At 65.0% G+C, this 21,552-nt stretch carries 21 protein-coding genes; 7 read left to right on the forward strand and 14 right to left on the reverse strand.

Annotated features, from left to right (window positions below; translation table 11 throughout):
- Positions 1 to 9 precede the first annotated feature (9 nt).
- Together F6X59_RS13515 and F6X59_RS13520 are read right to left on the reverse strand one after the other, a co-directional pair.
- A complete protein-coding gene (locus F6X59_RS13515; RefSeq protein WP_152956632.1) occupies positions 10 to 1,308 on the reverse strand; it encodes an MFS transporter in 1,299 nt (432 codons plus the stop codon).
- A gap of 76 nt (positions 1,309 to 1,384) precedes the next feature.
- On the reverse strand, positions 1,385 to 2,134 hold the full coding sequence (locus tag F6X59_RS13520; RefSeq protein ID WP_152956633.1) for an SDR family NAD(P)-dependent oxidoreductase: 750 nt from the start codon (positions 2,132 to 2,134) through the stop codon (positions 1,385 to 1,387).
- 151 nt (positions 2,135 to 2,285) lie between these two features.
- Here F6X59_RS13520 and F6X59_RS13525 point away from each other — a divergent pair, with 151 nt between their 5' ends.
- Entirely contained in the window at positions 2,286 to 3,206 is a 921-nt protein-coding gene (locus F6X59_RS13525) for a LysR substrate-binding domain-containing protein (RefSeq protein WP_152956634.1), read from the forward strand.
- Between the two features lie 141 nt (positions 3,207 to 3,347).
- Positions 3,348 to 4,253, forward strand: coding sequence for a LysR family transcriptional regulator (locus tag F6X59_RS13530; protein WP_103447619.1), 906 nt, complete (start codon positions 3,348 to 3,350; stop codon positions 4,251 to 4,253).
- Between the two features lie 86 nt (positions 4,254 to 4,339).
- Here F6X59_RS13530 and F6X59_RS13535 read toward each other — a convergent pair whose 3' ends face one another.
- The gene (locus tag F6X59_RS13535; RefSeq protein WP_152956635.1) at positions 4,340 to 4,756 is read right to left on the reverse strand and encodes a RidA family protein; all 417 of its coding nucleotides are present in this window, start codon (positions 4,754 to 4,756) and stop codon (positions 4,340 to 4,342) included.
- Positions 4,756 to 6,072: an NAD(P)/FAD-dependent oxidoreductase gene (locus tag F6X59_RS13540; protein WP_152956636.1), complete on the reverse strand. Its 1,317-nt coding sequence runs from the start codon at positions 6,070 to 6,072 to the stop codon at positions 4,756 to 4,758. Before F6X59_RS13540 ends, F6X59_RS13535 begins: the two co-directional genes overlap by 1 nt.
- Positions 6,073 to 6,365: 293 nt before the next feature.
- Between F6X59_RS13540 and F6X59_RS13545 the strand changes: the two genes are divergently transcribed.
- Both F6X59_RS13545 and argE read left to right on the forward strand, forming a co-directional pair.
- Positions 6,366 to 7,043, forward strand: a complete 678-nt coding sequence (locus tag F6X59_RS13545; RefSeq protein WP_103447616.1) for a DUF1028 domain-containing protein — start codon at positions 6,366 to 6,368, stop codon at positions 7,041 to 7,043.
- Complete coding sequence (argE, locus tag F6X59_RS13550) at positions 7,036 to 8,196, forward strand: acetylornithine deacetylase (protein WP_152956637.1); 1,161 nt, start codon at positions 7,036 to 7,038, stop codon at positions 8,194 to 8,196. Before F6X59_RS13545 ends, argE begins: the two co-directional genes overlap by 8 nt.
- 73 nt (positions 8,197 to 8,269) lie before the next feature.
- Here the strand turns inward: argE and F6X59_RS13555 are convergent, their stop codons facing one another.
- The 3 genes from F6X59_RS13555 to F6X59_RS13565 all read right to left on the reverse strand — a co-directional run bounded on the left by F6X59_RS13555 (position 8,270) and on the right by F6X59_RS13565 (position 12,655).
- Positions 8,270 to 9,538: a carbohydrate porin gene (locus F6X59_RS13555; RefSeq protein WP_152956638.1), complete on the reverse strand. Its 1,269-nt coding sequence runs from the start codon at positions 9,536 to 9,538 to the stop codon at positions 8,270 to 8,272.
- Between the two features lie 127 nt (positions 9,539 to 9,665).
- Positions 9,666 to 12,083 carry a glucose/quinate/shikimate family membrane-bound PQQ-dependent dehydrogenase gene (locus F6X59_RS13560; RefSeq protein ID WP_152956639.1) on the reverse strand — a complete coding sequence of 806 codons (2,418 nt, stop codon included), beginning with the start codon at positions 12,081 to 12,083 and terminating at the stop codon, positions 9,666 to 9,668.
- A 218-nt stretch (positions 12,084 to 12,301) separates the two neighbouring features.
- Positions 12,302 to 12,655, reverse strand: coding sequence for a cupin (locus F6X59_RS13565; protein ID WP_152956640.1), 354 nt, complete (start codon positions 12,653 to 12,655; stop codon positions 12,302 to 12,304).
- Between the two features lie 118 nt (positions 12,656 to 12,773).
- On the opposite strand from F6X59_RS13565, the gene F6X59_RS13570 reads away from it, so the two are divergent.
- Together F6X59_RS13570 and F6X59_RS13575 are read left to right on the forward strand one after the other, a co-directional pair.
- On the forward strand, positions 12,774 to 13,673 hold the full coding sequence (locus tag F6X59_RS13570; protein ID WP_152956641.1) for a LysR family transcriptional regulator: 900 nt from the start codon (positions 12,774 to 12,776) through the stop codon (positions 13,671 to 13,673).
- Between the two features lie 113 nt (positions 13,674 to 13,786).
- The gene (locus F6X59_RS13575; RefSeq protein ID WP_152956642.1) at positions 13,787 to 14,986 is read left to right on the forward strand and encodes an MFS transporter; all 1,200 of its coding nucleotides are present in this window, start codon (positions 13,787 to 13,789) and stop codon (positions 14,984 to 14,986) included.
- A 4-nt stretch (positions 14,987 to 14,990) separates the two neighbouring features.
- Here F6X59_RS13575 and F6X59_RS13580 read toward each other — a convergent pair whose 3' ends face one another.
- From F6X59_RS13580 to F6X59_RS13600, 5 genes are all read right to left on the reverse strand, one after another.
- Positions 14,991 to 15,602 carry a LysE family translocator gene (locus F6X59_RS13580; RefSeq protein WP_152956643.1) on the reverse strand — a complete coding sequence of 204 codons (612 nt, stop codon included), beginning with the start codon at positions 15,600 to 15,602 and terminating at the stop codon, positions 14,991 to 14,993.
- An 84-nt stretch (positions 15,603 to 15,686) separates the two neighbouring features.
- Complete coding sequence (locus F6X59_RS13585; protein WP_152956644.1) at positions 15,687 to 16,538, reverse strand: CAP domain-containing protein; 852 nt, start codon at positions 16,536 to 16,538, stop codon at positions 15,687 to 15,689.
- A 165-nt stretch (positions 16,539 to 16,703) separates the two neighbouring features.
- Positions 16,704 to 17,315, reverse strand: coding sequence for a cell wall hydrolase (locus F6X59_RS13590; protein ID WP_152956645.1), 612 nt, complete (start codon positions 17,313 to 17,315; stop codon positions 16,704 to 16,706).
- A gap of 48 nt (positions 17,316 to 17,363) precedes the next feature.
- Positions 17,364 to 18,281 carry an AEC family transporter gene (locus F6X59_RS13595; protein ID WP_152956646.1) on the reverse strand — a complete coding sequence of 306 codons (918 nt, stop codon included), beginning with the start codon at positions 18,279 to 18,281 and terminating at the stop codon, positions 17,364 to 17,366.
- 99 nt (positions 18,282 to 18,380) lie between these two features.
- The gene (locus F6X59_RS13600; RefSeq protein WP_346652223.1) at positions 18,381 to 19,244 is read right to left on the reverse strand and encodes a LysR family transcriptional regulator; all 864 of its coding nucleotides are present in this window, start codon (positions 19,242 to 19,244) and stop codon (positions 18,381 to 18,383) included.
- Positions 19,245 to 19,371: 127 nt separating this feature from the next.
- Here F6X59_RS13600 and sodC point away from each other — a divergent pair, with 127 nt between their 5' ends.
- Positions 19,372 to 19,887: a superoxide dismutase family protein gene (gene sodC / locus F6X59_RS13605; RefSeq protein WP_152956647.1), complete on the forward strand. Its 516-nt coding sequence runs from the start codon at positions 19,372 to 19,374 to the stop codon at positions 19,885 to 19,887.
- A 13-nt stretch (positions 19,888 to 19,900) separates the two neighbouring features.
- Here the strand turns inward: sodC and F6X59_RS13610 are convergent, their stop codons facing one another.
- Positions 19,901 to 20,500: an START domain-containing protein gene (locus F6X59_RS13610; RefSeq protein WP_152956648.1), complete on the reverse strand. Its 600-nt coding sequence runs from the start codon at positions 20,498 to 20,500 to the stop codon at positions 19,901 to 19,903.
- 91 nt (positions 20,501 to 20,591) lie between these two features.
- Entirely contained in the window at positions 20,592 to 21,428 is an 837-nt protein-coding gene (locus tag F6X59_RS13615) for a bifunctional allantoicase/(S)-ureidoglycine aminohydrolase (RefSeq protein WP_027918838.1), read from the reverse strand.
- Positions 21,429 to 21,552: the final 124 nt, after the last annotated feature.

Below are 21,552 nucleotides of genomic sequence, written 5' to 3' on the forward strand. Positions count from 1 at the left end.
CTAGGGAAATTAACGGTTGACCAGGCTCGCAGGTACGCGGAACACCAGTGCTGCACCGACGATCAGCACGGCGCTGATCAGGTACATGCCAATGGCGTTGTTACCCAGGGTGCTGGTGACCCAGCCGATCAGGAAGGGTGAGCAGAACCCGGCCAGGTTGGCGAAGCTGTTGACTGCGGCGATGCCGGCGGCGGCCGACACCCCCCCAAGCAGCGTGGTCGGCAGCATCCAGAACAGCGACGAGGCCGAGAGGATGCCGGACGCCGCCAGGCACAGGCTGAGGATCGACAGGCTCAGGTGGCTGGCGAACACTGCCGCCAGGGTCAGGCCCAGGGCCCCGGCCAGCATCGGGATCGCCAGGTGCCAGCGCCGCTCGCGGTGGCGGTCACCGCTGCGTCCCGCCAACAGCATGGCGCCGATGGCGCAGAGGTAGGGCAGGCTGGTCAGCAAGCCGATGTGCAGCGGGTCGGCGACGCCGGCATTGCGCACCAGGGTCGGCAACCAGAAGGTGATCGCGTACTGGCCCATGACCACGCAGAAGTAGATGCCGGCCAGCAGCCACAGGCGGCGGTCGCGGATGAAGTCGGCCACCGAGCCATGCTGCACCTTGTGCTGCTCGTCCTCGGCCAGCTCCTTGCGCAGCAGGGCCTTTTCCTCGTCGTTGAGCCAGTGCGCCTGGTGCACGCCATCCTTGAGGTAACTGAGCACCAGGATGCCTACCAGCACGGTCGGCACCGCTTCGAGCACGAACATCCACTGCCAGCCGGCCCAGCCGTGCACGCCGGCGAAACGCTCCATGATCCAGCCCGACAGCGGCCCGCCGACCATGCCCGAGAGTGGGATGGCGATGAACCACAGGGCGGTCATCTTCGCCCGCCGGTACGACGGGAACCAGTAGGTCAGGTACAGCAGCAGGCCTGGTGCCAGCCCGGCTTCGGCGACGCCGAGGAAGAAGCGCAGCACATAGAACTGCCAGGCTGTCTCGACGAAGGCGAACAGCGCCGAAATCAGGCCCCAGGTGATCATGATGCGGGCGATCCAGCGCCGTGCGCCGACCTTGTGCAGGATGATGTTGCTCGGCACTTCGCAGAGGAAGTAGCCGATGAAGAACATCCCGGCACCCAGGCCGTAGACCGCTTCGGACAGGGCCAGGTCATCCATCATCTGCAGCTTGGCGAAGCCGACGTTGACCCGGTCGAGATAGGCGCACAGGTAGCACAGCATGAGAAAGGGCATCAGCCGCCAGGCCGTCTTGCGATAGGCATTGCTGCGCGCGGCCATGGCCGCGTCGAGGGTTAGGGTGGTCATGTCGATCTGATCTCTTGTTGTTATCGATTGCCCTGCCGTGGCGGGGCTCAGATGCGATACATAGTGGGTGGGGGCGTCAGTGAATCAGCATGCCCCCGTTGACGTCCAGCGTGATGCCGGTGAGATAGCTGGAAAGGTCGCTGGCCAGGAACAAGGCGGCGTTGGCCACGTCGCGGGCCTCGCCCAAGCGGCCCAGGGGGATGCCGTCGATGATGGCGTGGCGGCGCTCGTCCTGCATCAGGCCGCCGGTGATGTCGGTATGGATCAGGCCGGGCGTGATGGCGTTGACCCGCACATTGTCCGGCCCCAGTTCGCGGGCCATGGCCTTGCCCAGACCCAGCACGGCGGCCTTGGCGGCGCTGTAGTGCGGGCCGCCGAAGATGCCGCCGCCACGCTGCGCCGACACTGACGACATGCAGACGATACTGCCTGAGCGCTGGGCACGCATGGACGGGATCACGGCCTGGGACATCAGCAGCGTGCCGCGCAAGTTTACGTCGAGGATGCGGTCATAGTCCTTGCCGGTGATGTCCAGGGTTTTCACCGGTTGGGTGATACCCGCGTTGTTGACCAGCACATCGATGCGACCGAAATGCGCCAGGACCTCGGCCACCGCATCACGCACCTGGGCTTCGTCGGCGACGTTGGCGGCCAGGCCCAGGTGGCCATCGCCCAGCTGCGCGGCGGCGTCGCGGGCGGCTTGCAGGTCGAGGTCGAGGATGGCCACCTTGGCGCCTTGGGCGGCAAAGGCCTGGGCGGTGGCGCGGCCGATACCGCGGGCAGAGGCGGCGCCGGTGACGATTGCGATTTTACCTTCGAGCAGCATGGGTGTACTCCGGATGTTTGTTGTTGTGGGCAACAGCTTGGTATCCGGACGAGGGCTGGGCAACGCAGTGCGCTTCAGCCTATGCTGAAAAAAATTCAGCACAGGGCAGGGGCGTGATCACGTTCGAGGCCCGTGACACCCAAGGAATACGATGAATCACGATCCGGGCAAGAAGCCCTTGCAACTGCCGCCGCTGAAAGCGATTCAGGCCTTCGAGCAGGCCGCACGCTTTGGTAACGTCGCGCGCGCCGCTGAGCAGCTCAACTTGACCCCGTCGGCGGTCAGCCACCAGATCGCCAACCTGGAGGCACTGATCGGCCGGCCGTTGTTCCTGCGCACAGCCAAGGGGGTGACCTTGACGGCGGCGGGGGATCAGTACCTGCGCGAGGTTTCCGGCATCTTGCAAAGCCTGGCCACCGCCACCGAGCGGGCCGGTAGCGCGGTCGGCTTCGACTGCCTGCGCCTGCATTCGGCGCCGAGCTTCGGCCTGCTCTGGCTGTTGCCGCGGCTGGAGCAGTTTCGCGCCAGCCACCCGGATATCCAGATCAACCTGTCGTGCTCCTATGAAGCGCTGCACTTTGGCCGCCACCAGATCGACGTCGATATCCGCCATGGCTACCCCAACTGGCCGAGCCTGGAGGTACGCACCATCCGCCACGAGCGCGCCACGGTGCTGGCGTCGCCGGCGCTGTTGGCACGCCAGCCGATCGACCAACCGGCCGATTTGCTGGGGCAGAACCTGATCCTCTCCGAGTCGGCGCTGGTGCAATGGCCGTTGTGGTTCGCCCAGCAGGGCGTGTCGCTGCCACAGGCACCGTTTGCCTTGAGCTTTGACCGCTCGTACATGAGCCTGGAGGCAGCCACCCATGGCTACGGGTTCATTCTGGAAAGTTCGCTGCTGGCGCAGGACTATGTGGCGCGTGGGCAACTGGTACCGGTGTTCGGCGCCGAGCAGGCAAGCCCGGTCAGTGCCCATCACCTGGTGTTTCCGCGGGGGCATGCCGAGCTGCCGCGGGTGAGGCGGTTTCTGGCATGGATGCAGGGGCAGTTGGGGCATGATTTCAGTTATTGAGTGCCCGCACCGGCAACACAAGAAAACTATGTTCAAGCCTTAGGCAAATCCTTCATCACCCGGCAGCCCGCTGAATCAGGCCACAGGGTAAAGTGGCAGGAAAATTCCAAGGCGCCCGCGAACGGCGCCAACGAGGTGCCTGTGGCTTCCTACACCCTGCGACAACTGAAGTATTTCGTCACCACCGTCGAGGCCGGCAGCGTCGCCGAGGCCTCGCGGCAGCTGTACATCGCCCAGCCATCGATCTCCACGGCCATCAAGAGCCTGGAAGAAAGCTTCGGTGTGCAGCTGTTCATCCGCCACCACGCCCAGGGCGTGTCGCTGACCCCCAGCGGCAAGCGCTTCTACGCCAAGACCAAATCGCTGCTGCAGATGGCCCACGAGTTCGAGCAGAACGCCCTGGCCGACAACGACACGGTGGCCGGGCAGATCGACATCGGCTGCTTCGAAACCGTGGCGCCGCTGTACCTGCCGCGGCTGATCGCCGGCTTTCGCGAACGCTATCCGGGCGTGGATATTCGCTTGCGCGATGGCGAGCAGCAGGACCTGATCCAGGGTTTGACTGCCGGCACGTTCGACCTGGCGTTTCTCTACGACCACGACCTGGATGGCACCATCGAGGCCGAACCGTTGATGCCGCCGCAGAAGCCTTACGTGCTGTTGCCCGAGAAGCACCGCTTCGCCGGCCAGGCGCAGGTGTCGCTGCGGGACCTGTGCCCGGAGCCGATGATCTTGCTGGACGTGGCGCCGAGCCGGACCTACTTCGTCAGCCTGTTCAATGAAATGGGCCTGACGCCGAATATCGTCTTCAGTTCGCCGTCGATCGAGATGGTGCGCGGGATGGTGGGGCAGGGCTTCGGGTTTTCATTGCTGGTGACCCGGCCGCATTCGGAATGCACGTATGACGGGCAGAAGCTGGTGATGATCGACATCGCCGAGCCGGTGGCGTTGTCGGGGTTGGCGGCGGCGCACCTGAAGCGGGTGCAGCTGACCAAACCCGCGCAGTTGTTTGTCGAGTTTTGCCGCGAAGAACTGGCCAAGTTCTGAAAAAGCTTCGCGGGTAAACCCGCTCCCTGGAGGAGCGGGTTTACCCGCGAAAAGGGCGCAGAGCGCCCCCAGCTATCCCACATGGATCACTGCTGATCCGGCACCACTGCAATCACGTCGATTTCCATCAGCCACTCGGCCTGGGCCAAGCCGGCCACCACCAGCCCGGTGGAGATCGGGTACACACCCTTGAGCCACTTGCCGACTTCCTTGTACACCGGCTCACGGAAGCGCGGGTCGGTGATGTAGGTGGTGGTCTTGACGATGTGCGACAGATCGGAGCCGGCCTCTTCAAGCAGCTGCTTGACGTTTTTCATCGCCTGCTCGGCCTGCGCCCGAGGGTCACCCAGGCCAACCAGCTTGCCTTCGAAGTCGGTACCGACCTGGCCGCGCACGTAGATGGTGTTACCGGCCCGCACCGCCTGGCACAGGTCGTTGTCCAGGGTCTGGTTGGGGTAGGTTTCCTTGGTGTTGAACATGCGGATGCGAGTATGGGTAGGCATCAGTGGGCTCCAAAGGTGCTGACGTTGCTGATCGGGTTTGCTTGCTCATCCGCGTCGCGCTGCTCGCGGTCGCGGTAGGCCAGGTAGGTGCGTTGCGTGGCGATATGGCCGGCGACGTGCTTGGCGTCGTGCCACACGCCCCAGATGAACGACGAGCCACGGCGCGACAGCCAGGGCAGGCCGAGGAAGTACACGCCCGGCTCACGGGCTACGCCGCGCTGGTGCTGGGGCTTGCCGTTGGCGTCGAAGGTGTCGACCTGCAACCAGCTGAAGTCCACGCCGTAGCCGGTGGCCCAGATGATGCTGGTGACGCCGGCCTGGGCCAGGTCCAGTTGCTGCAGCGGGTTGACCATGCAGTCCGGGTCAGCCAGGCGCTTGCGTGCTTCAGGCTCTTGCGGCAGGTCCAGGCCGTTGCGCTCGATGTAGGCATCGGCGGCATCCAGCAGGGCCAGGTAGTTCTCGTCGCCGCGGTTGATGTTGTCGACCAGGTTGTCCTGGAAGCGTGCCACGCCGTTTTCGAACGACTGGGTCAGGCCGACCAGGGTCATGCCCTGGTGGGCGAGGGCGCGGAAGTCCACGGTGTGGCCGCCCCGCGCGCCGCTGACGGCGATGGTTACGTGTTCACGGCCCGGCTTGGCGATTTCCGCGTCCCACTCGCCCAGTACGCCCAGCCACCAGCAGAAGTCGCGGTTGCGGTAGGCCCGTGGCGGGCGGTCGTGGGCGCCGACCGACAGGTATACCTGGCGCCCGGCGCGCATCAGTTCTTCGGCAATCTGCACACCGGAGGAACCGGCGCCCACCACCAGCACGGCGCCTTCAGGCAGCTGCTCGGGGTTGTAGTAGGCGGCGGAGTGGATCTGGTGCAGGTTGGCATCTTTCGGCGCGATGGCCGGGATGACCGGTTTCTGGAACGGGCCAGTGGCGGCCACCACGCGGTTGGCGCGGATCACGCCTTCGTTGGTCTCGACGGTGAAGCCGGGGCGGTCGGCGTTGCGTACCACCTTCTTCACTTCGATGCCGGTGCGTACCGGCAGGTTGTACTTGCGTACGTACTGTTCGAAGTAGTCGGCGACCTGGTCCTTGCCGGCGAAGGCGTCGGCGTCGAGGTTGAATTCCAGCCCCGGGAAGCGGTCGTGCCAGACTGGGCCGTTGGCCACCAGCGAATCCCAGCGGCCGGTGCGCCAGGCCTCGGCGATACGGTTGCGCTCCAGCACCAGGTGCGGCACGCCGAGCTTGTTCAGGTGTTCGCTCATGGCCACGCCGGCCTGGCCGGCGCCAACCACGAGGGTGTCGATTTCGATGTTGTTCAGTGTCATGTCCGAGCCCTTGTTCAGGCGGTTTTTGTCAGGTCGGTTTGGAGGACCGCCATTGCCTGGGGCCAGACTAGGGATGCCTGGAAAATCGCGAAAATAGTATTTAGCTGGGGCTTGCCGATAAAACGGCGAAGGCCCCGATTTGCCTGGGCTTGCCCGGGGTTTTCGGGGCTTCTCCTGCGGTATTGGCCGGCCTTAGTTTTTTCCTGTTCAAGGCACAGGAAAATGTTGGTTTCAAAGCCCTGAGGGTTCCGCCCAGAATGCTGGGCATCGCACAGAACAACAGGAGCTCCACCATGACCTTCTCCATCATCGGTCGCTGCCAGGAAACCGGCCAGGTCGGTATCGCCATCAGCTCGTCGAGCATCGCCGTGGGCGCCCGCTGCCCATGGGTGCGTGCCGGCGTCGGCGCCGTGTCCACCCAGAACATCACCTTGCCGGCCCTCGGCCCGCAGATCCTCGATGCCCTGGAGCAGGGCCAGCTGCCGCCTGCCGCCGCACTGGACCGGGTACTCAGCGCCAATGGCTGGAGCGAGTATCGCCAGGTCACGGTAATCGACAGCCAGGGCCAGGTAGCGTTGTTCACCGGCAAGGAGGCGCTGGGCGTGCATAACGCCGTGGCGGGCGAGCAGTGCGCGGCCGCAGGCAACCTGCTGTCCTCGCTTCAGGTGATCGAAGCCATGGTGCAGGCCTTTGAGCAGGCCGGTGGGCATCTGGCTGACCGCCTGCTGGCGGCCATGCATGCGGCGATGGCGGCTGGTGGTGAAGCTGGCCCGGTGCATTCTGCGGCGCTGAAGATCGCTGGCGAGCTGACCTGGCCGCTGGTGGACCTGCGTGTGGACTGGGCCGATGAAGACCCGATCGGCGTGCTCGACGGCCTGTGGCAGGCGTACCGCCCGCAGATGCAAGACTACGTTACCCGCGCCCTCGACCCGACCGCCGCGCCTAGCTACGGGGTGCCGGGCGATGAGTGAATTCAGCAGCCGCGCCTTGCTGGAGCGGTTGATCGGCTTTGCCACGGTCAGCCGCGACTCCAACCTTGAGCTGATCGCTTTTATCCGCGACTACCTGGCCGGGCTGGGGGTGGAGTGCGAGCTGTTCCACAACCCGGAAGGCACCAAGGCCAACCTGTTCGCCACCATCGGCCCCACGGATGTCGGCGGTGTGGTGCTGTCCGGGCACACCGACGTGGTGCCGGTGGACGGCCAGGCCTGGACGTTGCCGGCCTTCGCCCTCACCGAACGCGACGGGCGCCTGTATGGCCGCGGCACGGCTGACATGAAGGGCTTCATCGCCTCGGTGCTGGCTGCCGTACCGGCGTTCCTGGCGCAACCGTTGCGCATGCCGGTGCACCTGGCGTTTTCGTATGACGAAGAAGTTGGCTGCCTGGGCGTGCGCTCGATGCTGGCCGCACTGGAACAACGCCCGCACAAGCCGCGTTTGTGCCTGATCGGCGAGCCTACCGAGCTCAAGCCGGTGCTCGGCCACAAGGGCAAGCTGGCGATGCGCTGCGAAGTGCATGGCGCGGCGTGTCACTCGGCGTACGCACCTTACGGGGTGAATGCCATCGAGTACGCCGCGAAGCTGATCGGCAAGCTGGGCGAAATCGGTGATGCCCTGGCCTTGCCCGCGCATCACGACGAGCGCTTCGACCCGCCGTTCTCCACGGTCCAGACCGGGGTGATCAAAGGGGGCCGGGCGCTCAACATCGTGCCGGAGGAATGTGCGTTCGATTTCGAGGTGCGCGCCTTGCCAGGGTTCGAAGCACAGGGGGTGGCCGACCAGTTGCAGACCTACGCCGAGGCCGAGTTGCTGCCACGCATGCGCAAGGTCAATGCGGGTAGTGCAATCCGTCTGCAACCGTTGAGTGCGTATCCGGGGCTGGCCACGCCTGCTGACAGCGAGGCTGCGCGGTTGGTGGCATTGCTCAGTGGGTCGGATGAGTTCCGCACTGTGGCATTTGGCACCGAAGGCGGCCTGTTCGACCAGGCGGGGATTCCGACTGTGGTTTGTGGGCCGGGCAGCATGGACCAAGGGCACAAGCCGGATGAGTTCGTCAGTATCGAACAGATGCAGGGTTGTGATGCGATGTTGCTGAGGCTGGCGGATTACCTCAGGCAGGGATGATGGTGTTGGCTTCTTCGCGGATCGCTCCTGCAGGGATTTATCCGCGAAGGGGCCGCAGAGCGGCCCCAGCCGCTTAGAAGGTTGCCTTGACCTGCAGGCCAAGCACCAGCGCGTTGTCGATGTCCTTCCCGGAGAACGCCCCCGGCTCGATGATGTACTGCACATCCGGGCGCAGGTTCAGCCACGGCGTGGCCTGGTAGCCATAGCTCAGTTCGACCAACTGCTCGGCATTGTCGATGTTGGGGAACTGTTGCCCGGCATTGAATGCAGCGTCTTCCAGCACATCACGGCTACGCGGGTTCGGCACGGCGCGGCCATAGCCCAGGGCCACGGTATCGCGTGGGCGGCCTTCGAACGGCTTGTACAGCACCACACCGGCGCCATACCACTTGGTGAACGGCGAGGCCGCCTCGCTCGCTGCCGAGTACTGGCCAAAGGCGTGCAGGCTGCGGCCCGGCGAGCCGGCGTCGTTCCACACGGCCTGGTCGACCAGCAGGTAGTGGCCACCGCGACCGGACACTTCCTTGTTGCTGTCGACGCGCTTCACGTCGGAGCTGTCGTAGTAGTAGCCCAGCTTGTACTCGCCCGGCAGTTCGCCCTGCAGCTTGTACACCAGCTCTACCGGCACCACGGTACCGGTGGTGTGCTTGGGCCCCAGGTGCCAGGCGCGGCTGGAGTTGCCGTTGCTTTGCGGGTCGACGTTGAACGCCGCCACGCGCAGTTGCCAGGACGGCGACAGGTCGTACTTCACGCGCATGCCCAGGTGGGCGTTGGGGTAGTTGGTCCAGCCGCTGCCGCCGGACATGTTCAGCGGGTGGCCGCAGAAGCCGGCGTTCATGAAGTTGCACAGGATGCCGCTGTCGAGGCCGCCGAGGTCGTTGCCCATGGCCATGTAGCCGAGCTTGACGTTGAGTGCCGGGGTGAACAGGGTGCGCTCGTAGCTCAGTTCGGTCAGGCGGGTGTACAGGCCACCGTAGTTTTCCTGGATCGGCAGGCGGTTGCCGACCAGGTCTTCCGAGGCGCTGTTGCCGCGGCGGTCGTTGATGGTCAGCTGGACCTTGCCGCCGTTTTCCAGGCCGTACAGTTTCGACAGGTCGAACTGTGCGCCGAGCTTGATGTTCTGCGAATAGCGCGCCGAGCGGTGCAGGCCACCGTGGGCGTTGTAGGCGGTTTCACCGCTGTAGTCGCCGGTGATCTTGACGCCGTCTTCCTCGAGCTGGTGACGCAGGCCGCCCCAGTCACCGGTCATGGTGCTGCGGTTGAGCAGGTCGCCGTCGGCCAGGGCAGGGGTGCTGGCCAGGGCCAGCAGCAGGGTTGGAGTGATGCGGATAACGGATGGCATTGCTGTGTCTCGTGTTGTTTTTGGGGCCTATTCGCGGGTGAACCCGCCCCCACAAGGACTGCGCCATCAGCATGGGCAGTGCAGATCCTGTGGGAGCGGGTTCACCCGCGAATGCAGCGACGCGGTCTTACGGCAGGGCGTAAGAAATCACATAGTCGCCACGATCGGTCGACTGGCGCGCACCGCCAGCGGTAACCACCACGTACTGTTTGCCGGTCTTCGGCGAAACGTAGGTCATCGGGCCGCCCTGGCTGCCCACAGGCAGGCGGGCTTTCCAGATTTCGTTACCGTTGCTGCTGTCGTAGGCGCGCAGGTAGAAGTCCTGGGTGCCGGCGATGAACACCAGGCCACCTTGGGTCGACAGGGTGCCGCCGAGGGTCGGCAGGCCGATCTTGATTGGCAGGTGCATGCGGATGCCCAGGGGGCCGGTGTCTTCCACGGTACCGACCGGTACCTGCCAGGCGATCTGGCGGGTCTTCATGTCGATGGCGGTCAGGGTGCCGAATGGCGGCGCCTGGCACGGAATGCCGGCCACCGACAGGAAGCGGTTCTTGTTCACCGCGTAAGGGGTGCCCTTGAGCGGTACGGCGCCCATGCCGGTGTTCAGTGCCTCACCGCCGGAAGCGGCGCCACCCTTGTTCTGCGACGGGATCATCTGGATCCACAGGCCCAGACGCATGTCGTTGACGAAGATGAAGCCATGCACCGGGTCGGTGGAGAGGCTGCCCCAGTTCATGCCGCCCAGCGAACCCGGGAAGCTCAGCGACAGGTCGGTGCCCGGCGCAGTGTACAGGCCGTCGTAGCGCATCTTCTTGAAGTCGATACGGCACAGCAGCTGGTCAAACGGAGTGGCACCCCACATGTCCGACTCGGTCAGGGTCTGCGCGCCGATCTGTGGCATGCCTACCGATTTAGGTTGGGTCGGGGAGTACGGTTCATTCGGGATGTTGCTTGGCTTGACGGGTACTTCGTCGACCTGTGTCAGCGGTTTGCCGGTGGCGCGGTCGAGCACGTAGATCTGCCCGGCCTTGGTGCCGATCACCACGGCAGGCACGGACTTGCCGTCGTCCTTGGTGAAGTCGATCAGGCTCGGCTGCATCGGCAGGTCGAAGTCCCAGAGGTCGTTGTGCACGGTCTGGAATACCCACTTCTGGTTGCCGGTGGTGGCGTCCAGGGCCAGTACGGAAGCGCCGTAGGTGTGGTCCAGCGTGTTGCGCTCAACGCCATAGATGTCGGTGGACGACGAGCCCATTGGCAGGAACACGGTGTTCATCGCCGGGTCGTAGGACATCGGTGCCCAGCTGTTCGGGGTGCTGCGCACGTAGGTGTTTTCACCTTCTGGCGCTTTGCGGTCTTGCGGGTTGCCCGGGTCGAAGGCCCAGCGCATTTCACCGGTGATCACGTCGAAACCTCGGATCACGCCGCCTGGCATGTCGGTCTGGACGTTGTCGGCGACACGGCCGCCAACCACCACGGTGGTACCGGCCATCAACGGTGCGGAGGAGAGCTGGTAGAAGGAGTCCGGCACGTCACCCAGGCCGGCCTTGAGGTTGACCTGGCCGTTGTTGCCGAAGCCTTGGCAGAACTCGCCGGTGTCAGCGTCGACGGCAATCAGGCGACCGTCGATGGTGTTGGTCAGCAGGCGACGCTGGCAGTTGGCACCGGCCGCGACGCTACCGCCAGTGATCGGAGAGCTGTTCGGCTGGGTCGGCTGGGCGATCGCGGCGGTGGCGTCGAAGTAGGCCATGCCACGGCAACGCTGCCAGACCTTGGACTGGGCGTTGATCTCGTTTTTCCACAGCTCTTTGCCGGTATCGGCGTCGAGGGCGATCAGGTTGTTGTGCGGGGTGCAGATGAACACCTTGTTACCGATCTGCAGCGGGGTCAGCTGGTCTTCGGCACCGTTGCCGTCACTGATGGCGACGTCACCGGTGTGGTAGGTCCAGGCCACCTTGAGCTTGTTGACGTTGTCGCGGTTGATCTGGTCCAGCGCGGCGAAGCGGCTGCCACCTTCGGTGTTGCCGTAGTGGGCCCAGTCCTTCTGCTCCTTGCCGGCCTCGACCGGGGTCATGCCCGGGCCTTTGCCGGTGGGGGCAACGCTTGGGTGGGCGACGAACATGTTGCCAGCAGCGATCACCAGCACCACGGCCAGCACACCAGCGATGCCGTAGGCACCCCGGCCGGCGCTGGCGCCGTTGGCGCGGGCGAGCATCGGGTAGACCAGCGCCACCACCATGCCGATCGCGCCGAACATGAACAGGCGCGAGAACAATGGCCAGAACACCAGGCCAGCGTCGATCAGTGCCCAGATCGCGGTACCGACCAGGAACGCCGCGTACAGCCAGGCGCCGGCCTGCTTGCGGCGAGCGATGAGGATACCGGCGATGGCCATGGCCAGGCCGCCGATCAGGAAGTACCAGGAACCGCCCAGGCCGGCGAGCTTGACGCCGCCAGCGGCCAGGAGCAGGCCGAGCAGGGCGACGATCACGCCCAAGCCGACCAGGATGATGTTTGTGGCGCCAGAGGCGCGCGGTGTTTCGTTCATGCCAGGGATCTCAGCGGGTGGAATGCGCGCAGTTTAAGCCCTTAGCTTGCTAATTAACAAGTTGGTACATAATTTTCTGAGGCTGATTGTCGCAGGGCTGAACTTGCGAAGATGTGGCTAAAAGTTTAGATCACGCACTGAAACTTGCAGTAAACACGGTGTTTGGTCGGTATATGAATGTGATGGCTCAGACGTTTGTAGCATGAACGAAGGGTGCCTCAATGGCTCGGCCACGGCGTGTCGATGCCATGAAACACGGCAAGCCAGAGGGTCGGTTGCCCCTGGGCAGTCCATTCCACCCGATGCCGGCAATGCGCCGGAATGTCCAAGCAGTCGCCAGGCACCAGCAAACGGGTGTAGTCCTCGTGCTCAAGGCGCAGGCCGGCGCTGCCGGTCAGCAACAGGATCCATTCGCCTTCGGCCTGGTCGTACCAGAAACCGGGTGGGCTGGCCTGGCCGCAGGAGACGATGCGTTCGATGCGCAAGCCAGGGCGTTGCAGCAGTTCGTCGACCCGCTCGGCAGCGGCAGGGTCGCAATGGGGCAGGGCGTTGAGCAGATTGCTGAGGGGCATGGGGAGTTCTCGCGCTGATGGAGATGCTTCCACTATGGACCTGAACGCTCTGTTGTGCGCTTCTTGACCGGCCTTGCGGATTGTAGGAGTGTTCCGAAACCAAGAAACTGGAGTAGCTATGGACAAGCTCCTGGCGATGAAGATGTTTACCGCGACCGTCGATGCCCAGGGCTTTTCTGCAGCGGCGCGCAGGCTCGGCGTGGCCACCTCGTCGGTGACGCGGCTGGTCGATGCGCTGGAGGCGGAACTCGGCACGACCCTGCTCAACCGCTCCACGCGCCAGGTCAGCCTGACCGAAGCGGGCGCGCGTTATTACGCCCGGGCAAAGGAAATCTTCGATGCGCTGGACGAGGCCGATGCCAGCGTCGCCGACCGTGGCGACGAGCCAGTCGGTGTGTTGCGCCTGTGCTTGCCGGTGGAGTTCGGCCGCCGCGTGATCGCTCCGCACCTGGGGCCATTCCTGGCCCGCCACCCGTTGCTGGAGCTGGACATCGACATGAGTGATCGGCTCGATGACCTGCTCGACGGCCGCTACGATCTGTCCATTCGCCTGGGCGATCCGTCACCGAACGACGAACTGGTGTGCCGGCCACTTGGCCGCTTCCAGCGCTGGCTGGTGGCAAGCCCCGATTACCTGGCCAGTCGTGACCCACTGCTGCACCCTGAGCAATTGCTGCAACAGGCCTGCCTGCGTTTTCGCTATGGGCAGAAGGCGCGCCCCTGGCGCCTGCAGCGGGCCGATGAGGCGCTGGAGCTGGAAGTGAGCGGGCCGTTGCGCAGCGCCAACGCCGACCTGTTGCGTGAAGCGGCGCTGGCCGGCAGCGGCATCGCCTTGCTGGCCGATTGGCTGGTGCACGAGGATGTCGCGGCCGGGCGCCTGCAGCGGCTGTTTGCCGACTGGCAAGTCAGCCCCGGCACGGCCAACGACAGCATCAATGCCTTGTATTTGCCCAACCACCGCGGCTCACGGCGGGTCAACGCGTTCATCGGCTTTTGCGAGGGCCTGCTCAAGCGCTGATCCCTGCCGTTGCGCCTGGCGCAAAGCCCCGTTGCGCCGGGGCCGGATTCTCTCGCAGGCAAGCGCTCGGTAAGGTGCCTGGCATATTCCAACCCGATGCCGAGGTACCTCGCATGAATCCTTCCCTTGCTGCTGCCCAGCCAGCCCATGCCGGCCTGAGCCGTGCCCTGGTCGCGCTGCTGGCGTTCTGCTGTGGCGCGATCGTCGCCAATATCTATTACGCGCAGCCCATCGTCGGGCTGATCGCCCCGGACCTGGGGCTGTCCACCGAGCGCGCCAGCCTGATCGTGTCGCTGACCCAGCTGGGCTACGCACTGGGCCTGCTGTTGCTGGTGCCACTGGCGGATTTGGTGGAGAACCGCCGGTTGATGATCATCACCGCCGTGCTGGCCTGCGTCAGCCTGTTGCTGGCGGGGACAAGCAGCAGCGGCCAGGGGCAACTGTTCCTGGTCTATGCCTTGCTGATCGGTTTCAGTTCGGTGGCTGTGCAGATGCTCATTCCGCTGGCCGCGCACCTTGCGCCTGAGCAGCAGCGCGGGCGGGTGGTCGGCAACATCATGGGCGGCCTGCTGCTGGGCATCCTGCTGGCGCGGCCGTTGTCGAGCCTGGTCGCCGACCATTTTGGCTGGCGCACGGTATTCATCGGCGCTGCTGGCCTGATGTTGGCAATCATCCTGTTGCTGGCGCTGACCTTGCCGCGCCGAGTACCGGAGCACAAGGCAAGTTATGCCGGGCTGATGCTGTCGTTGGTCGCCTTGCTGCGCCAATACCCGGTGCTGCGTCAGCGTTCGCTGTACCAAGCGTTGATGTTTGCAGCGTTCAGCCTCTACTGGACCGCCGTGCCGCTGGCTCTATCCACTGAACATGGCCTGTCGCAAAGCCAGATCGCCTTGTTCGCCCTGGTCGGCGCGGTCGGCGCCATCGCCGCACCGATGGCAGGCCGCCTGGCCGACGCCGGCCATGCGCGTGCCGGTTCGTTGTTGGCCCTGGTGCTGGCGCCCTTGGCACTGCTGCTGGGCCTGACCACTCCCGGCTACAGCGTGATCGGTCTGGGGCTGACCGGGGTGCTGCTGGATTTTGCGGTGCAGATGAACATGGTCATCGGCCAGCGTGAGGTCTATGCACTGGACCCGGCCAGCCGCGGACGGCTGAATGCGCTGTACATGACCAGCATCTTTCTTGGTGGGGCAGCGGGTTCGGCGGTGGCCAGCGCGGTGTTTGCCCAGCAGGGGTGGCACGGTGTGGCGCTGGTGGGGGCAGCTCTGCCGGGCTTGGCTCTGGTGGCCTACCTGCTGGCTTCGCGGCGAGGTTAGGCAATTACCGGCTTAGCGGCAAGGCGACGCCAATCAGTGCGAACAGGCTCCCGCAGCAGCGATTGAAACCCTTGCCGCCCTTGGCCAGCCATGGCCGGATACGAAATGCCAGGCGCGCCAGCACGTATTCGACCACGCATTCCACGCTGGCAAAGGTCACCGCCATGATCATGAACTGCAGCAACAGCCCCCGCTGCGGGTCGATGAACTGCGGCAGGAAGGCGCCGTAGAACAACAGTACCTTGGGGTTGGCGAGCGCAGACAGCAGGCCCTGGCGGAACATCCCCTGGTTGCTCAGGCGGGCTGCACGCTCGCTCACCTGCAGATGCAGGGCAGGGCTGCGCCAGAGCTGAATGCCCAGCCACACCAGATAGGCTCCACCGACCCACTTGAGCACAGTCAGCACCGAGGCTGACGTCTGCAGCAGCGCCGTCAGCCCGAACATCGCCAGCGCAATCAGCGCACTGAAGCCGAACACCCCGCCGACGATGGTGAACAGCGTGCGGCGCGCGCCATACAGCGCACCGTGGGTCAGTGCCAGCAGGCTGTTCGGGCCGGGCGTCAGCGACAGGCCGATGCTCGCCAGCAGGTAGATCAGCCAGGTATCCAGAGTCATGATGGGGCCTTCGGTAATCAGGTGCGGCCAGACCAAGCGATGGTTGAGCCGTCGAGGACTACAGCTGGCAGCGCTCCTTCAGGGTCATTGTGGTGTGCCGAACAGGCCGGTCCAGTAGATGCCCGCATCGCTCTTCGGGTCGACCGCATAGGCCGCGCCCATTTCACGGAAGTCCGGGTTCATCAGGGTGGCGCAGTGGCCAGGGCTGTCCAGCCAGCCATCCACCACCTTCTGCGCGGTGTCGCGCCCAGCGGCGATGTCTTCGCCGATCTGCTGGTACAGGTAGCCGGCCAGTTCCGCCCGGTCACCGGGCGTGCGCCCGTCCTTGTCGATATGGTCGAAGAAGTTCTGGTTGGCCATGGCCCGCGTGTGGCTGGCGGCCACGCCCGCCAACGCCGTGCTCCAGCTCAGCGCAGGCGCTGCGGCGAACGGCTGGCCACCGCATTGGCGGGGCGCCTTGCGTGCGGCATTGATGGCCTGCAACACCTTCTGCCCCTCGGCCTGCCAATCGCCCAAGCGCCCACTGAGCAAGGGCCGGGCAAGCACGATGCGCCAGTCGCGGCCTTCCTGGCTGACGCCGATGTCGACAAACTGCGGGTCGAGCACGACCTGGCAGAAGCTCTCCTCGATGGCATGCATGGCCGCCCGGGCATCGCGTGGGCCGGACAGGCTGATGGCCTGGACATTGACCATGGGGTAGGCGGCGCGGCTCATGGCCTGCTGCAGGTCGCGAGTGCCTTCTGGCGACAGTGCCAGGCGGGTGTCGCTGTTGAGCGGCGGCAGCTCCACCGACACCTCTTCCCCGCAGCGCTGGGCCTGGCTGCGGTAGGTATTGATCGAATCGATCAGCTGCGCCTCTTCGCCGGTGACGGCCAGGGCTCCGGTCGACATGACCAGGCCCAGCGACAAGGCGGCAACGGATGACAGGACGCGCATGTGGATCTCCCTGTGACTGGCAGCGTCTTGGTATGCGCTGCTCATCCTACACAAGCGCGAGGCGTTTGGCCCGGTCTCGTGCAAAGCAAAGAAAACGCCAGCAATGACTTGCGGGCGGCAAAAGAGGGAGTAGACCGGCCAACGCCAGAAAAGTGCGATGGCGCGTCAGCGGGCCAGCGCCTGGTTCGGTTTGTAGAACAGAAAGTGCCGGGTCTCGGCCGTCTTGCGATAGGCCTTGGCCCAGTCCGGGTGCACGTTGCGGTCATGGAAATACAGCGCGCCCCTGGTCGGGTCCTTGAGCTGCTGGTTCAGTGCCTTGCGCGCGATCTCCTTGGCCACGTCGTAGCGCTGCGCTTCCTCGACCTGGTCGGAGCGCCCGTCGCACCACCAGGAAAACTGGCAGGCTTTGGTTTCCACGCCCTGCTTGACCACGCCGCAGATGGTGTCGGGAAAGCCCTCGTGGCCCAACCGGTTGAGTACCACGCTGGCCACCGCGCTCATGTCCTGGGCGTCGGCGCCCTTGGCTTCCCAGTAGATGGTGCGGGCCAGGCAGGTGATGCTGTCGTCCATCGGTGCCTGGCCTGCCGGGTCTACCGCCTGCACTTCGCCTGGGGTGATGGTTTCCGGTTTTTTCGGCGGCGGGGCATCTTCCACCACCTTTTTTTCCAGCTTCTCTGCTTTGTCTTCGGCCACCGCGGCCTTGGCGCTGTCAGCGGCATGCAAAGGGCTGGCGAGCAGGGCCGAGGTCAAGCAGATCAACATCCACGACAGGCGCATGGTCGAGTTTCCGAAGTGTGGGCTGAATCACAGTCTAGCCAAGCGGCTTCACTTGAGCGCAAGCATGAGCATCAAAGGCAAGGTCACGGCCGCCAGCACGGTCTGCAGGGCAATGATGGTGGCCATCAGCGGTGCGTTGCCGCCCATCTGCCGCGCCATCACGTAAGACGACGACGCAGTCGGCAAGGCCTGGAACAGCACGGCCACCACCGCTGCCTGGCCACCGAGCCCAAGCAGGCGGCACAGGCCCCAGGTGGTCAGCGGCATCACCAGGAACTTGAACGCCGATGCTGCCAGCAGTGGCCGCACCTGCTGGCCGAGGCTGGCGCCACCCAGCGCCGCCCCCACGCACAGCAGGCCCAGGGGCAGGGCGGCCTGGCCCAGCGCCTTGACGGTGGGTTCCAGGCCCGCCGGCAGGCCCAGGCCGGTGACCCGCAGCAACAGGCCCCCGGCGCAGCCGACGATCAACGGGTTGGCGAAGATGGCCCGCAACACGGTCGTCGGGGAGCTGTGGCGTGCGCTGAAGCGGGCGAACACCAGCACGCAGAGCAGATTGACCAAGGGCACGATGGCGGCGTTGGCCACGGCCGCCAGCGCAATCCCGGCGCTGCCGTAGATGCCGGCGGCGAGGGTGGCGCCGATGTAGTTGTTGAAGCGCACGCCACCCTGGAACACCGAGGTGAAGTCGGCACCGTCGTGGTTTACCGCGCCTTGGTAGAGCACCAGCAGCACGGCGCCCAGCAAGGTCGAAAGCATCAGTACGCCGACCATGCCCAGCACCGGCACGCCATCAAGATTGGCCGTGGCCAGGCCATGGAGGAACAGGGAGGGCAGCAGCACGTAATAGCTCAGGCGTTCGGCGCCCGGCCAGAACGACTCGGCGAGAAAGCCGCGGATGCGCAGGAAGGTGCCCAGGGCGATCAGCAGGATGATGGGCACCAGGGTGGTCAGCATCAGGTGAAGCATGGTGATCGTTCCGTGGTCGGGGACGGGCACAGGTTAGCGTGGCTGACTGGTTGGTAAAAACGTTGATTTCTGCAGTGACTGTTGAGAAAAACTGCACACTCACGCGTCCATGGCAGTCTTCAATACAGCACTCAGGTGCCGCCGCTGGCTCTTTTCGTGTTCCAGCAACACCACCCGCCGCACCAACTGTGGCTCACCAAAGGGCAGGCAGGTGGCCGGTGGCAAGCGTTGCAGGTCGTCATCGGCCATAGGGATGATCGCCACCCCCAGCCCCATCACGGCCATGCGCGCCAGTGCTTCCTGGCTGTCCAGTTCCATCTGTTCGCTGACCTGCAAATGCTGGCGGCGCAGCTCCTGCTCGATCTGCCGCCCGGCCCAGGCACGCTTGTCGAAGCGCAGGAACGGCTGGCTGGCCAGCAGCTGCGGCAGGCTCTGGCCCGCCAGTTCGGGGCTGGCGATAGCCCAGAAGCGGTCTTCGAACAACGCTGTGAAGTCAAGGCTCTGCGGGTAGGGACTGACCGGTTCCGTGGTGATTGCCGCATCCAGCTCGCCATCTTCGACGCGCCGTGCAAGTTCGGCCGACATCCCGGAGTTCACGCTGATGTGCAGTTCCGGGTGATGCGCCTTGATCCATACCAGGGCCTTGGGCAGGCGTCGGGCCAGGACCGTGTGAATCGCGCCCAGGCGCAATCGGCCACGCAGGCTCGGGCCACTGGCCAAGGCATCGGCCAGTTCGTCGTAGGCGCCGAGGATGTGCTCGGCCCGCGCCACCGCCAGTTGCCCGGCTTCGGTGAGCGCCACCTGGCGACGGCTGCGGTCGAACAGCGCGACCTTGAGTTCGTCCTCGAGGGTCTTGATGTGCAGGCTCACGGCCGAAGGGGTGAGGCTGAGCAGGTCGGCGGCACGGGCGAAGGTGCCGTGGCGGGCGATGGTCACCAGGGTGCGCAGGGCTTTGAGGGACACGCGAACGGGCTCCGGGCGGCAGGGGAAGTGTTTCAGTCTGTGGCTGAATGGAATGCCTGGCAAGCTGCGCAGTCCCACGTGTTACGCGGGTACGAAACCCACCTATCCCAAGTCATGGAGAAACGACATGAAAGCAGTAGTCTTCACCGCATTGCTGGCCTCGGCCGGTCTCGCCCAGGCCGCGCAAACGGTCGAACTGAAGCTGGCCGGAGCGGACGGCCCGGGCAAGTCGATCGGTACCATCAGCATCGAGCAGAACAAGTACGGCACGCTGCTCACCCCCGATCTCAAGGACCTGCCGCCGGGTGTGCATGGCTTCCACCTGCACCAGAAGGGTTCGTGCGCGGCGGCAGAGGAGAACGGCAAGCCGGTACCGGCGGGCGCGGCAGGTGGGCACTGGGACCCTGATTCCACCAACGCGCACAAAGGCCCCTACGACGACAGCGGCCACCGCGGCGACCTGCCAGCGCTGTATGTCGGTGCTGATGGCAAGGCCACCTACCCGGTATTGGCGCCACGGCTGAAGGCCGAAGACTTCAAGGGCCATGCGCTGATGGTGCATGCCGGTGGCGATAACCACAGCGATCACCCGCAGAAGCTGGGCGGTGGTGGTGCCCGTGTGGCGTGTGCAGTGGTCCAGTAGGCCCCAGGGCTGCTCAGGGTTGGCGCTCGGCTACCGCACGCAATGTCCGCAGCGTCACCACCGGGGCATCGACCACGAAGCGGTTGGCCAGCCAGCCCGGCACGTCCCCGGCAGGGTCAGCCTGCAACTGGTAGGTGACCTCGGTTTCCCGCTCACCGAGTGGCTTCATGATCCATTCACCGGCCAGGTGCTGCACGCGGATCAGCCCAGGCTCTTCGGGCAGGCGGCCCGGTTCGGCGCTCAGGTGCCGCACCAGGGTCCCGTCAGCCCGGCGCTCGGTGCTGACCTTGAGAATGATGTCGCGCGGCAGGGTCGGCCACGGCAGGTTGGTAGTCAGGTAGACCCAGGTCGTGTCGCCTACCACATCCAGCAGGCGCATCTGGTCGCAGGCATACAGCCATTTGCACGCCACCCGCAGGTTTTCCTGAAGGTCGGTGAGGGTGCGCACGCTGGCTTTCATGGTGCTGATGCCGCGGAACTGCTGGTAGGGCGAGTCTGGGGCCGCGGCCAGGTAGACACGAATACCTTCGCGGTCGTAGGCAATTTTCCATTCATCAGCCGCCAGGCTGACGCTGGAGCAAAGCAGTACGGCAAGCATCAGGCAGCGGTTCATGGCAAGTACCGCGCTAGGGGGCAGGGCTAGTCAGTATGAGCGGCAAACAGAAAGCCCGCCAGGTGGCGGGCTTTGGGGCATCAGCCTGAACTCAACGCTGTGGGTTGAGGGTCAGGTGCACGTGACGGTTCACGTCCTTGTACAGCAGGTAGCTGAACTTGCCTGGGCCGCCGGCGTAGCAAGCTTGCGGGCAGAAGGCGCGCAGCCACATGAAGTCGCCGGCTTCCACTTCGACCCAGTCCTGGTTCAGGCGGTACACCGCCTTGCCTTCCAGCACATACAGGCCGTGTTCCATGACGTGGGTTTCAGCGAACGGAATCACGCCGCCCGGCTGGAAGGTGACAATGTTGACGTGCATGTCGTGGCGCATGTCGGCCATGTCGACGAAGCGGGTGGTGACCCAGCGGCCTTCGGTGCCCGGCATCTCGATGACGGTGGCGTTGTCGCGGTGGGTGACGAACGACTCAGGCACGGCCAGGCCTTCGACTTTCTGGTAGTGCTTGCGCAGCCAGTGGAAGGTGACGTTGGCCTTGCTGTTGTTGCGCAGGCTCCACTCGGCGCCCGGGGCCAGGAAGGCATAGCCGCCTGGGGTCAGGGTGTGATGCTTGCCTTCGACGGTGATGTCCAGCTCGCCTTCGACGATGAACACCACGGCTTCGGCATTAGGGTCCAGCTCAGGGCGCTCGCTGCCGCCTTCCGGGGCCACTTCGACGATGTACTGCGAGAAGGTTTCGGCGAAACCGGTCAGCGGGCGGGCGATGACCCACATGCGCATCTTGTCCCAGAACGGCAGGTGGCTGGTGACGATGTCACGCATCACGCCTTTAGGGATGACGGCATAGGCTTCGGTGAACATGGCACGGTCAGTCAGCAGCTCGGTCTGAGCTGGGTGCCCACCGTGGGGGGCGAAGTAGGAGTGGTTCGACATGAGCGGTCTCGACTTGTTGTTCTCTCCCCGTGCCTTGGACCACACCGGCCGGTGCGTGCAGGGGATGTGCGGACAGCATAGGGGGCAGTCCGCATCATCCACAAATTAAATGTTGAAATACTCG

This window comes from Pseudomonas sp. MN1F, from assembly GCF_009391885.1.
In the GTDB taxonomy this organism is placed as follows: Bacteria; Pseudomonadota; Gammaproteobacteria; order Pseudomonadales; family Pseudomonadaceae; genus Aquipseudomonas.

Bases quoted from the DNA above. Each gene is read 5' to 3' on its own strand.
- F6X59_RS13585 (WP_152956644.1), bottom strand. From the start codon at position 16,538: ATGCGCGTCCTGTCATCCGTTGCCGCCTTGTCGCTGGGCCTGGTCATG.
- sodC (WP_152956647.1), top strand. From the start codon at position 19,372: ATGAAAGCAGTAGTCTTCACCGCATTGCTGGCCTCGGCCGGTCTCGCC.
- F6X59_RS13590 (WP_152956645.1), bottom strand. From the start codon at position 17,315: ATGCGCCTGTCGTGGATGTTGATCTGCTTGACCTCGGCCCTGCTCGCC.
- F6X59_RS13575 (WP_152956642.1), top strand. From the start codon at position 13,787: ATGAATCCTTCCCTTGCTGCTGCCCAGCCAGCCCATGCCGGCCTGAGC.
- argE (WP_152956637.1), top strand. From the start codon at position 7,036: ATGAGTGAATTCAGCAGCCGCGCCTTGCTGGAGCGGTTGATCGGCTTT.
- F6X59_RS13610 (WP_152956648.1), bottom strand. From the start codon at position 20,500: ATGAACCGCTGCCTGATGCTTGCCGTACTGCTTTGCTCCAGCGTCAGC.
- F6X59_RS13580 (WP_152956643.1), bottom strand. From the start codon at position 15,602: ATGACTCTGGATACCTGGCTGATCTACCTGCTGGCGAGCATCGGCCTG.
- F6X59_RS13535 (WP_152956635.1), bottom strand. From the start codon at position 4,756: ATGCCTACCCATACTCGCATCCGCATGTTCAACACCAAGGAAACCTAC.
- F6X59_RS13520 (WP_152956633.1), bottom strand. From the start codon at position 2,134: ATGCTGCTCGAAGGTAAAATCGCAATCGTCACCGGCGCCGCCTCTGCC.
- F6X59_RS13515 (WP_152956632.1), bottom strand. From the start codon at position 1,308: ATGACCACCCTAACCCTCGACGCGGCCATGGCCGCGCGCAGCAATGCC.
- F6X59_RS13560 (WP_152956639.1), bottom strand. From the start codon at position 12,083: ATGAACGAAACACCGCGCGCCTCTGGCGCCACAAACATCATCCTGGTC.
- F6X59_RS13570 (WP_152956641.1), top strand. From the start codon at position 12,774: ATGGACAAGCTCCTGGCGATGAAGATGTTTACCGCGACCGTCGATGCC.
- F6X59_RS13555 (WP_152956638.1), bottom strand. From the start codon at position 9,538: ATGCCATCCGTTATCCGCATCACTCCAACCCTGCTGCTGGCCCTGGCC.
- F6X59_RS13615 (WP_027918838.1), bottom strand. From the start codon at position 21,428: ATGTCGAACCACTCCTACTTCGCCCCCCACGGTGGGCACCCAGCTCAG.
- F6X59_RS13525 (WP_152956634.1), top strand. From the start codon at position 2,286: ATGAATCACGATCCGGGCAAGAAGCCCTTGCAACTGCCGCCGCTGAAA.
- F6X59_RS13545 (WP_103447616.1), top strand. From the start codon at position 6,366: ATGACCTTCTCCATCATCGGTCGCTGCCAGGAAACCGGCCAGGTCGGT.
- F6X59_RS13565 (WP_152956640.1), bottom strand. From the start codon at position 12,655: ATGCCCCTCAGCAATCTGCTCAACGCCCTGCCCCATTGCGACCCTGCC.
- F6X59_RS13595 (WP_152956646.1), bottom strand. From the start codon at position 18,281: ATGCTTCACCTGATGCTGACCACCCTGGTGCCCATCATCCTGCTGATC.
- F6X59_RS13540 (WP_152956636.1), bottom strand. From the start codon at position 6,072: ATGACACTGAACAACATCGAAATCGACACCCTCGTGGTTGGCGCCGGC.